This is a genomic window from Sphingobacterium shayense, assembly GCF_013179575.1.
GTDB classification, from domain to species: domain Bacteria; phylum Bacteroidota; class Bacteroidia; order Sphingobacteriales; family Sphingobacteriaceae; genus Sphingobacterium; species Sphingobacterium shayense.
The window spans coordinates 1-9,856 of sequence record NZ_JABMCQ010000158.1 but is presented as its reverse complement, the minus strand read 5'-3'; the positions used below and the strand labels follow the sequence as shown (position 1 = coordinate 9,856).

Genomic DNA, 9,856 nt, shown 5'->3' with positions numbered 1-9,856 from the left:
CTTGATAAAGAGATAAAAATAGCATTTTTATTTTTTTGGTATCTTTGTTTATACGATAAACTTTGAGAAAAAATGGCAAAGAAAATTACCGAAGATTTAACCGAGAGCCAGCAAGTGGAATTGCTATCGGTTCTTGCAAAGCGTTTTGGTAAACATCGCGAAAGACATCGAGACCTCGATTGGGAAAGCATTGAACAGCGTCTTAATAATAACCCTGAAAAATTATCAATATTGTATCAAATGGAGCGCACTGGCGGAGAGCCCGACGTGATCGGGGTCGATGCCTCAAGTGGAGAATACCTCTTTGTTGATTGTTCTACAGAATCACCCACAGGGAGACGTAGTTTTTGTTATGACCGAATGGCCTTGGAATCCCGCAAAGCTCACAAGCCGGAAAATACAGTTATCGATATGGTAAACGAGCTCGGTTCTACGTTGTTAAGTGAGGAACAATATCGTTTATTGCAGCAATCAGGTGAATTTGATAATAAAACTTCAAGCTGGGTATTAACCCCCCCTTCAATACGGGAAAAGGGGGGAGCAATCTTCTGTGATCGCCGCTATGGCAAGGTTTTTACCTACCATAATGGTGCGGATTCGTACTATGGTGCGCGTGGTTTTCGGACTCTTCTAAAAGTTTAAATACGCGTATATTATCCCCTTTTTTTGTCTTTGGCACTATCCTTGAATATAATCAGTCGATTATAATATATTTGAATTAGATATGAAAGGAATGACATTGACTTTGAGGAACTGGATGTTCTTATTGGTAGGAGTAGTTTCACTGGGGATGTTCTCTTGTAGTGAAGAGACTGTTGACAACATTGGTAGAGATACCGCTCTAAACGTTCTTCGTACAGGAACTTGGAAAAGTTGGACTGTGACTGTTGCTGGTAGTGCGGACCCGGATCTGAATATCACGACCCAAATGCTTGCAGAAGGAGAAACATTGAATTTTGATAAGGATGGCGCGTGGCATAAAAAGAGTGACGGTGCAGACAAGTATATCTACAGCATGCCAGAATCAAAAGTATTAGTATTTGACGGGGTTGAGTATCAAATTCAGGAGAATTTGGTGAGTGGAGTTACTAAGCTAACAATGGTGAATGTAGATGGACCTGTTACGACAACGATGGTTATTAAGCGTAGCGCGGATTAATTAGCAAAAATAATTTTTGAAAAAGGGAGCCCAAAGGCTCCTTTTTTCGTTAGAGCAGATGAGAACGGTCTTTAAATTAATTGTTACCTTAGTGGCATGCATCGTGTGCTTTTTATTGGGTTAGTTTGGCCGGAGCCTTCCTCTTCTGCCGCAGGTTGGAGAATTCTTCAGCTTTTGGAAATATTTTCCGCTTCTGGGTATGCGGTAACGTTTGCTTCGGCTGCCGTCAAAACCACACACAGCTATCCGCTAGAAAAGGATAAAGTTTGCACTCGCCAAATTTTACTTAACGACGCCTCGTTTGATGAATTTGTTTCTGAGTTGAAACCTGCGATAGTCGTGTTTGATCGGTTTGTGTCTGAAGAACAATACGGGTGGCGTATACGGGAGCAATGTCCAAATGCATTATGTATCCTTGATACTGAAGATCTACATTTTTTGCGGTTAGCTCGGCAGTTTGCTTTCAAAAAACAAACGGCGGTGGATTATCATACAGAATTAGCTAAACGAGAGATTGCCTCGATTATACGTTGCGATTTATCATTAATCATTTCAAGGCATGAACTAGATATACTGACGAAGGAATTTCATGTGTCATCAGAGATCCTTTATTATCTACCCTTCCTTGAAGAAATAATCGATAAGCAAATTCGAACGGAATGGACGAAATACGAAGACCGTAAACATATTATGTTTATAGGTAACTTTCTACATGAGCCCAACTGGAGCGCAGTACAAATCCTGAAGAATAAAGTATGGCCCAAATTGAAAGGGTTTCTCCCTGAAGTTGAGTTACATATATTCGGGGCCTATGCTTCTCAGAAGGTATTCCAATTACATCAACCCAGAGATCGATTTTATATTATGGACCGGGCAGAGGACGCACGTAAAACGATGTCGAACTATCGTTTACTATTGGCTCCGATTCCATTTGGAGCAGGAATGAAGGGTAAGTTTATTGACGCGATGCAGTCGGGGACGCCGAGTGTAACGAGCAGTATAGGGGCCGAAGGGATGAGTATCGATAAAATCTGGAATGGAATTGTTACAGATGATCTGGATGAGCTTGTTGACGGAACTCTAGCGCTTTATAACTCAAAGAAGCGTTGGCAAAACGCCCAAAGTGCTGGCGTAATGTTACTGAACGAAAACTATGGAAAGGATCTATTTATCAAATCTTTTTTAACCAAAATAGTTTGTATTTTAGGCGATCTTTACGCGCATCGAAAGACTAATTTTATGGGGCAAATTCTAAATAGCCAACATTTAAATAGTTCTAAATATATGTCACTTTGGATACAAGAGAAGGCTAAAAATAGACAAGTCGATTAAATTCAAAAAAATGCTTCTCCAAGTGGGGAACGATGCGGTTGAATATGCTTTAATAGCTGTTAAATTGGACTTTGAAAACGCTGACGCAAAATGTGAACACCCCGGTATCGAAAAAGATACGCGGTAGAATTTTTCAGGTTTAAAAAAAGTTTCTATATTTAGTCAGCTAAATGGTATTAGTCATAAAGACAAACCATGTTATTTAGTTATTGAAAGAGATATGTCCGATTATCAAATAAAAGAAAATCCAGAGGTTTTTGATGCTATCGTTGTTGGTTCTGGCGCCGGCGGTGGTATGGCTGGTTATATCCTAGCGCATGCTGGGCTGAAAGTATTAATGTTGGAGGCCGGTCCGTTCTTTGACCCCGCGAAAGATGCTTTGCAACTTCGCTGGCCATGGGAGTCGCCCCGCCGCGGTGCAGGTACTACCCGTCCCTTTGGGGACTTTGATGCCGCTTATGGTGGATGGCAGCTCGATGGCGAGCCCTATACTAAAGCTGCAGGAACCGAATTCGAATGGTTCCGAGCGCGCATGTTAGGCGGACGAACGAATCACTGGGGAAGGATATCCTTACGGATGGGTCCGGATGATTTTAAGCCTAAAGATGGAGTGACCGATGCATGGCCGATTACCTATGATGAAGTGAAACCATTTTATGATCGTGTGGATCGTATGATCGGGATCTATGGCACAGCTGAAGGGATACACAATGAGCCAGACGGGATTTTTATGAAACCACCTAAACCTCGCTTGAACGAACTTTATATCGCTAAAGGAGCGAAGAAAGCGGGTGTTCCAGTAATTGCTGGACGTGGTGCCGTTTTGACGGAAGCTTCTCCGGAGATAAAGGGAAGAGGAACTTGTTTTTATTGCGGACAATGCGGACGATCTTGTAAAGTTTATGGGGACTTTTCATCTTCGTCATGTTTGGTGATGCCTGCCATGAAAACAGGAAATTTAAAAGTTATTGACAACGCGATGGTTCGTGAAGTTATAACAAATGATGAGGGAATCGCTACCGGTGTTTCTTATGTTAATACCAAAGACTTGCAAGAGTATACGGTGAAGGGGAAAACTATAATACTAGGAGCAAGTGCTTGTGAGAGTGCTCGAATAATGCTGAATTCTAAATCGTCTAGCCATCCGGGCGGTGTTGGTAATAGCACCGGACTTGTAGGTAAATACCTGCACGATTCTACTGGAGCAAGCCTTTCTGGTTTTGTCCCTGCGTTATTGGATCGTAAGCGTTACAATGAAGATGGGGTAGGTTCTGTTCATATTTACTCACCGTGGTGGGGCGACCACAATAAACTAAGTTTCCCTCGCGGGTATCACATCGAATATGGAGGTGGGCTACATATGCCTTCCTACGGGTTTTTAAATTGGGTACCCAACGTTAACGGTATGGTGCCAGGACCTGACGGAGAAAAACGGTCGGCAGGGGGATATGGTGCTTCATTAAAGCAAGATTATAGACGTTTTTATGGCGCAAATGTGGGTATGGCTGGACGCGGTACGGCGCTTGCACGTAAAGATAACTATTGCGAGATTGATCCTACGAAGGTTGATAAGTTCGGTATACCCGTATTGCGATTTCATTATAAATGGGCGAACGAGGAAGTGGCACAGGCGAAGCACATGCAGGAAACTTTTCAATCTATTATGCATGAAATGGGAGCAGTCGTTACATCTACCATTCCTGGAGCAGACACGTTATACGGCTTAGAAGCACCAGGGAAAATTATCCATGAAGGAGGTACGACGCGTATGGGAGATGATCCTCAGAATTCCGTGTTGAATAAATGGGGACAGGCTCACGATTGTAAAAATCTATATGTTGTTGATGCGGGACCATTCGTACAGCAGGGGGATAAAAATCTTACTTGGACTATTTTAGCGCTTTCGATGCGTACGGCGGAATATATTTTGGATCAGAAAAAAAGATTGAACGGTTAAGGTTAAATCACATGAACAGAAGAGAAACATTAAAGGCATTAGGCCTTATTGCTGCTGGATCAGGCGTGCTTGCCGGATCATGTAAGCAAGATAAAACAAAACAAAGTGCCATTGCGGGCGAAACTGGTGAAAGATTACCTGGGGTACAGGAATTTGAACATGAACGAACAACGTCCTTATATGCGGAGAAATTTTTTAATGATCATGAGATGGCAACCATCACGGTGCTTGGCGATATCATTATTCCTAAAGATGCAGTATCTGGTAGTGCTTCCGACGCAGGTGTTCCAGATTTTATCGAATTCATTGTAAAGGATATTCCTAGTTACAAAATTCCGATGCGCGGTGGATTGAAATGGCTTGATGTCCATTGTCAAAAGCGGTTTGGAAATGCTTTTGTTAAATGTAAGGATGAGCAACAGATTGCGGTAATTGATGATATTGCTTATCCAGAGACTGCTAAACCGGAAATGGCGCAAGGAGTTGCTTTTTTTAGTTTGGTTAGAGATTTGACCTCTTCGGGATTTTTTACTGCCGAGATTGGCGTAAAAGACATCGGTTATCAAGGGAATCGTCCCGGGGTATGGAATGGTGTTCCCGCTGAGGTGCTTAAAGAGCACGGTTTTGACACGGAGAAGTTCTTCGGCTAAGTCTAAGGAAAAATTTCCAAATTTAAAGGGGGTAAACACGCAGGTGTTTACCCCCTTTAAATTTTGTACCTTTGTCTGGTTATAGATTTTTTTGATATGCTAGGTTTAAAACTTTTGACAGATCCCCGCTGGGCAAATATAGCGGAAGAAAATTTAGACGAGATCCTTTCGGATCACGCGTGGTGTGAGCAAAAAGCCGCCTCTAATGCGATAACCCTTATCACTCAGAATCCTGAATACGAGGACTTGGTTCACGAGTTGACCGCTATTGCGATCGAGGAGATGGAGCATTTTCAGATGGTTATCGAGTTGATAAAAGAGCGAGGCTTTACTTTGGGACGTGAGCGAAAAGATGATTACGTTGGAAAGCTGATGAAATTTTCCAAAAAAGATGGATCACGCAATCAAGCTTTCGTTGATCGCTTACTTTTTGCTGCTATGATAGAGGCACGTAGTTGTGAACGCTTTCGGGTGTTATCAAAAAATATCAAGGACGAGAAGTTAAGTACGTTCTATTATGATCTCATGGTTTCTGAAGCAAACCACTATACAACATTCTTAAATTTTGCGAAGAAATATTCGGTTGACGTCGACGTGGATAAACGGTGGCAAGAATGGCTGGATTTTGAAGGAGAACTCATCCAAAGTTACGGAACCAAGGAGTACATCCATGGCTAGTTTTTTCTTGATATATGTCAACGACTAAGATTTAAATTCAATTTACCTTTGTATAAGAAAGGACAAATATCATGATTGAATTAGGAATCGGAATGTTTGGGGACGTACAGATAGACCCCAGAACTGGTAAAATACAACCGGCAGCGGATCGCATGCGGGAAATTATCGAAGAGATAAAACTAATGGACCAAGTGGGCGTTGATTTCTTCGGGATGGGTGAACACCACCGTGAGGACTATGCTGTGGCGTCTCCTGAAATCGTCTTGGCTGCCGCGGCCACGGTTACTAAGAATATAAAATTAGGCTCTGCCGTTTCGGTATTAAGCTCAGCAGATCCTGTGAAACTTTTTCAGGACTTTTCTTCGGTAGACATATTATCAGGAGGACGCGCTGAAATTATGGCTGGACGAGGTTCATTTATTGAGTCGTTCCCACTTTTTGGATACGATTTAAAAGATTATGCAGAGCTATTCGACGAAAAATTGGAATTATTAACGCGGTTAAACAAACAAGATACTATCACTTGGTCAGGTCGGTTTAGAAAACCACTCGTGAATCAGCAGATCTTTCCACGTCCGGTCAATGGTAGCATCCCCGTTTGGGTTGCAGTTGGTGGGACTACCTCATCGGTAACACGTGCTGCACGACTGGGATTACCTGTTATGTTTGCTATCATTGGAGGTGCTCCTGAGAATTTTAAACCGTTATTTGAAATGTATAAACAGTCTTGGGTGGATAATGGTTACGACATCAAGGATCTGCAGGTGGGTGTACATATGCATTCTTTTTTTGGCGATGATAGTAAAGCGGTCGCCGATAAATACTACCCCGTATACGCGAATCAAATGAATAGAATTGGTTCGTCGAGGGGATGGCCGGCGTATCAGCGCTCGCAATACGATTTTGGCCGTTCTATCCATGGCCACCTTATAATAGGGGACGTGAATCATGCCGTAGAGAAAATTCTACATTTTATTGAGATGTTTAATTTGACAAGGTTTTCGGCCCATATGGATGTGGGAAGCCCTGATCATATAGATATGATGCGTGCCATTGAGCTGTATGGCGCTCAGATTATACCCAAAGTTAAAGATGCACTCAAAAAAGCGGAATAATAATTTTAGGATGTGCTATAGTTAAGGCCAGCATTTAAAAGGAATAAATCTCCATTTTGAAATGCTGGCTTTTCATTTTTAATGTTAGGCCTGTTCGACAGTAGTCACGGGTTTAAATATAGAGTTGAGAATGATGGCGATCGCTCCGTCTCCTGTGACATTACACGCTGTGCCGAAGGCGTCCATCGCGATATATAACGATATCATTAGCGCTTGGTTTTCCGCGTCAAAACCAAGCATGCTAGCGATGATGCCTATTGCTGCCATAATTGCTCCTCCTGGTACACCCGGCGCTGCTATCATGGTGATTCCGAGCATGCAGATAAAACCTAACATTGGTAAAAGGTCGATAGGCATTCCTTGCATCAGCATCAATGCTACGACGCAGGATACAATTTTTAGCATGCTACCTGCCAGGTGGATTGTCGCGCAGAGCGGAATACAAAAGCTTGCTATGTCTTCGCGTACCCCTGCTATTTTCGCGCGTTCTAGAGTCACGGGAATTGTCGCGGCAGAGGACTGTGTTCCCAACGCCGTAAAATAAGCCGGCATCATTGTTCCTAGAAGTTTAAAGGCATTTTTACCCGATACAGCACCTGCGATTAAAAACTGGAGAAGGAGTAGGGCAATATGCATGATAAATATTACGCCGATGATCTTTATAAATACATGCAATATACTGGCCACCTTCCCAGCATAAGTCATGTCTAAAAAAATACCAAATATAAAGAGAGGGAGCAGTGGGACGATTATTTTCTCAATGATGAATGTAATTATTAGCTCAAAATCGATCGCTACTTTTTCTAGTGTTGAGTTTTGAAGTCGAGAAAGTCCAACCCCGATTAAAAAGGCAAACACTAGTGCTGACATGACATCAAAGATAGGGGGAAATTCCAACGTGAAATATGGAGCAAGAGATTCTCGAATGCCGCTACCTGTGTTTGTTATTTGATTTTCAAGCATCGTTGGAAACACCGTAATGCTCGTAAAATATGCGGAGATCCCTGCGAAAAGCGTTGATCCGTAGGCAATCAAAACTGTTACCAGTAATAGTTTTCCAGCTGCTTGTCCTAGTTTCGCAATTGCCGGAACGATCAATCCCACAATAATTAATGGAATCACGAATTTTAGTAGTTGATCAAAAAGGCTGTTGAATGTAGCGAATATACGACCGGCCCATTCGGGAATAATTAATCCTATACCGATACCCAAGACTATAGCTAAAACTACCTTAAAAAGAAGGTTGCTTGTGATTTTTTTCATGGGTCTAAATTAGCATTTATTGTTGAAAATGAATTTTAATGTATTATAGTTTAATACCGACGTAGTTACATGCTCGTTAATTTTATTTATCTTTGTGCCGTGGTAGAGAAGAGTAAATTGATAGATATCAGAAGTTTAAGTTTGGATGACTTGAAAACTAAACTTACCCAAATGGGTGAGCAAGGGTTTCGTGCCAAACAAATTTATGAGTGGTTGTGGGCGAAATCATGTGTCGATTTCGATCAGATGAGTAATCTTAGCAAGCCGCTACGTGAGACATTGAAAGAGAATTTCGATATTCGTGCGGTACGGGTCCGTCAATCGCAAGTTAGTTCTGACAAGACAATTAAAAGTAGTTTTACCCTGCATGATGGTAATGTGATTGAGGGCGTTTTGATTCCTGCACCTGAGCGGATGACTGCCTGCGTCAGTTCGCAGGTAGGTTGTAGCTTGACCTGTAAATTCTGTGCAACGGGATATATGGACCGTAAACGGAACCTAAATGCAGACGAAATCTACGACCAGGTGGTGTTAATAGCCAAACAGGCCGAAGAAAATTATCAGCAGCCATTGACCAATATTGTGTATATGGGTATGGGCGAGCCTCTTCTTAACTACTCGGGAATGATGAAATCTGTTGAACGTATTACTGCGCCCGATGGATTAAATATGGCGGCAAAAAGAATTACCGTATCGACAGCAGGTATCGCTAAGATGATAAAAAAGCTGGGAGACGATGAAGTTCGTTTTAATCTTGCGCTTTCATTGCACGCGGCGAATGACAAAAAACGGAATGAAATTATGCCGATCAATGAACAAAATTCTTTGAGTGCGCTTGCCGACGCTCTTAAATATTATTACGCGAAAACTAAAAATCCGATTACCTTCGAATATATTGTATTTCATAATTTTAACGACGAGTTGGAAGACGCTAGAGAGCTTGTTAAGTTCTGTAAGAACGTCCCGTGTAAAGTTAATATTATAGAGTACAACCCAATCGCCCTTGCCGATTTCGTAAATGCAGATGCGGATAAAATAGATCAGTTTGCCAGTTATTTAAGGAACCAAGGTGTTGTCACCAATGTACGACGTAGTCGAGGTAAGGATATTGATGCCGCTTGCGGTCAACTTGCTATAAAGGAGAAAGATACAGAGTTGGCGGAGAATTAAAAATACGTTACATTTGTGTATAACCAGTTATATACAGTATGCAGATCCTACGTTATTGGGAGCGGATAGTTTCTTTTTTGTTCCCTCCAACATGTGCATCATGTGAAAATGTCTTACTCAACGAGGAAGAGCTAATTTGCACTGGCTGTCAATATCACTTACCTATTAACGATTATCACCTTTATCTAGAGAATGACGCATATAAGAGACTAAAGCTTAAGGCACCGATTGAATGTGCAGTAGCTTATCTTTCTTTCTCACGGTCATCGTTGGTGCAGACGATGCTACACAAAGTCAAACATCGCAAGGCACGGGAAATTTGCGATTATTTTGGGTATCATTTTGGAATTCAGTTATTAAGCTCACCTTATTATGATTCAATTGATCTAATAGTACCTCTTCCGATCGCGCGGAGAGGCCAGAGGTTAGGAGCATATAATCAGAACGAATGTTTAGCGAGGGGTATAGGTGCAGCGCTTCATTTGCCAGTCAATTCGTCAGATTTTATTTGCTCTGAAATTGTCAAAAGCTC

Annotated in this window: 10 protein-coding genes; 9 read left to right on the top strand and 1 reads right to left on the bottom strand. The window is 41.9% G+C overall.

Features of this window, described 5'->3' with window-relative positions; genetic code table 11:
• Nucleotides 1–72: 72 nt before the first annotated feature.
• From HP439_RS15410 to HP439_RS15380, 7 genes are all read left to right on the top strand, one after another.
• On the top strand, nt 73–642 hold the full coding sequence (locus tag HP439_RS15410) for a DUF4256 domain-containing protein (protein ID WP_172391228.1): 570 nt from the start codon (nt 73–75) through the stop codon (nt 640–642).
• An 82-nt stretch (nt 643–724) separates the two neighbouring features.
• The gene (locus HP439_RS15405) at nt 725–1,159 is read left to right on the top strand and encodes a hypothetical protein (protein WP_172391227.1); all 435 of its coding nucleotides are present in this window, start codon (nt 725–727) and stop codon (nt 1,157–1,159) included.
• 96 nt (nt 1,160–1,255) lie between these two features.
• Nucleotides 1,256–2,491, top strand: coding sequence for a glycosyltransferase (locus tag HP439_RS15400; protein ID WP_172391226.1), 1,236 nt, complete (start codon nt 1,256–1,258; stop codon nt 2,489–2,491).
• A 220-nt stretch (nt 2,492–2,711) separates the two neighbouring features.
• A complete protein-coding gene (locus tag HP439_RS15395; RefSeq protein ID WP_172391225.1) occupies nt 2,712–4,448 on the top strand; it encodes a GMC oxidoreductase in 1,737 nt (578 codons plus the stop codon).
• Nucleotides 4,449–4,459: 11 nt separating this feature from the next.
• Nucleotides 4,460–5,098 carry a gluconate 2-dehydrogenase subunit 3 family protein gene (locus HP439_RS15390; protein WP_172391224.1) on the top strand — a complete coding sequence of 213 codons (639 nt, stop codon included), beginning with the start codon at nt 4,460–4,462 and terminating at the stop codon, nt 5,096–5,098.
• 96 nt (nt 5,099–5,194) lie between these two features.
• Nucleotides 5,195–5,776 carry a MiaE family protein gene (locus tag HP439_RS15385; RefSeq protein ID WP_172391223.1) on the top strand — a complete coding sequence of 194 codons (582 nt, stop codon included), beginning with the start codon at nt 5,195–5,197 and terminating at the stop codon, nt 5,774–5,776.
• Nucleotides 5,777–5,847: 71 nt separating this feature from the next.
• Nucleotides 5,848–6,891 (top strand): LLM class flavin-dependent oxidoreductase, encoded by a 1,044-nt coding sequence (locus HP439_RS15380; protein ID WP_216657873.1) that lies wholly within the window; start codon nt 5,848–5,850, stop codon nt 6,889–6,891.
• Nucleotides 6,892–6,975: 84 nt separating this feature from the next.
• On the opposite strand, the gene HP439_RS15375 is transcribed toward HP439_RS15380, so the two are convergent.
• Nucleotides 6,976–8,154, bottom strand: a complete 1,179-nt coding sequence (locus HP439_RS15375; protein ID WP_172391222.1) for a dicarboxylate/amino acid:cation symporter — start codon at nt 8,152–8,154, stop codon at nt 6,976–6,978.
• A 69-nt stretch (nt 8,155–8,223) separates the two neighbouring features.
• Between HP439_RS15375 and rlmN the strand changes: the two genes are divergently transcribed.
• The gene (rlmN, locus tag HP439_RS15370) at nt 8,224–9,324 is read left to right on the top strand and encodes a dual-specificity RNA methyltransferase RlmN (protein ID WP_172391221.1); all 1,101 of its coding nucleotides are present in this window, start codon (nt 8,224–8,226) and stop codon (nt 9,322–9,324) included.
• A gap of 38 nt (nt 9,325–9,362) precedes the next feature.
• A partial coding sequence (locus HP439_RS15365) for a ComF family protein (protein ID WP_425501379.1) occupies nt 9,363–9,856 on the top strand: 494 nt, incomplete at its 3' end.

Excerpts from the sequence above, each read along its gene's own strand:
- HP439_RS15395 (WP_172391225.1), top strand. The coding sequence starts at position 2,712 with ATGTCCGATTATCAAATAAAAGAAAATCCAGAGGTTTTTGATGCTATC.
- HP439_RS15385 (WP_172391223.1), top strand. The coding sequence starts at position 5,195 with ATGCTAGGTTTAAAACTTTTGACAGATCCCCGCTGGGCAAATATAGCG.
- HP439_RS15390 (WP_172391224.1), top strand. The coding sequence starts at position 4,460 with ATGAACAGAAGAGAAACATTAAAGGCATTAGGCCTTATTGCTGCTGGA.
- HP439_RS15375 (WP_172391222.1), bottom strand. The coding sequence starts at position 8,154 with ATGAAAAAAATCACAAGCAACCTTCTTTTTAAGGTAGTTTTAGCTATA.
- HP439_RS15400 (WP_172391226.1), top strand. The coding sequence starts at position 1,256 with ATGCATCGTGTGCTTTTTATTGGGTTAGTTTGGCCGGAGCCTTCCTCT.
- HP439_RS15380 (WP_216657873.1), top strand. The coding sequence starts at position 5,848 with ATGATTGAATTAGGAATCGGAATGTTTGGGGACGTACAGATAGACCCC.
- HP439_RS15405 (WP_172391227.1), top strand. The coding sequence starts at position 725 with ATGAAAGGAATGACATTGACTTTGAGGAACTGGATGTTCTTATTGGTA.
- rlmN (WP_172391221.1), top strand. The coding sequence starts at position 8,224 with ATGCTCGTTAATTTTATTTATCTTTGTGCCGTGGTAGAGAAGAGTAAA.
- HP439_RS15410 (WP_172391228.1), top strand. The coding sequence starts at position 73 with ATGGCAAAGAAAATTACCGAAGATTTAACCGAGAGCCAGCAAGTGGAA.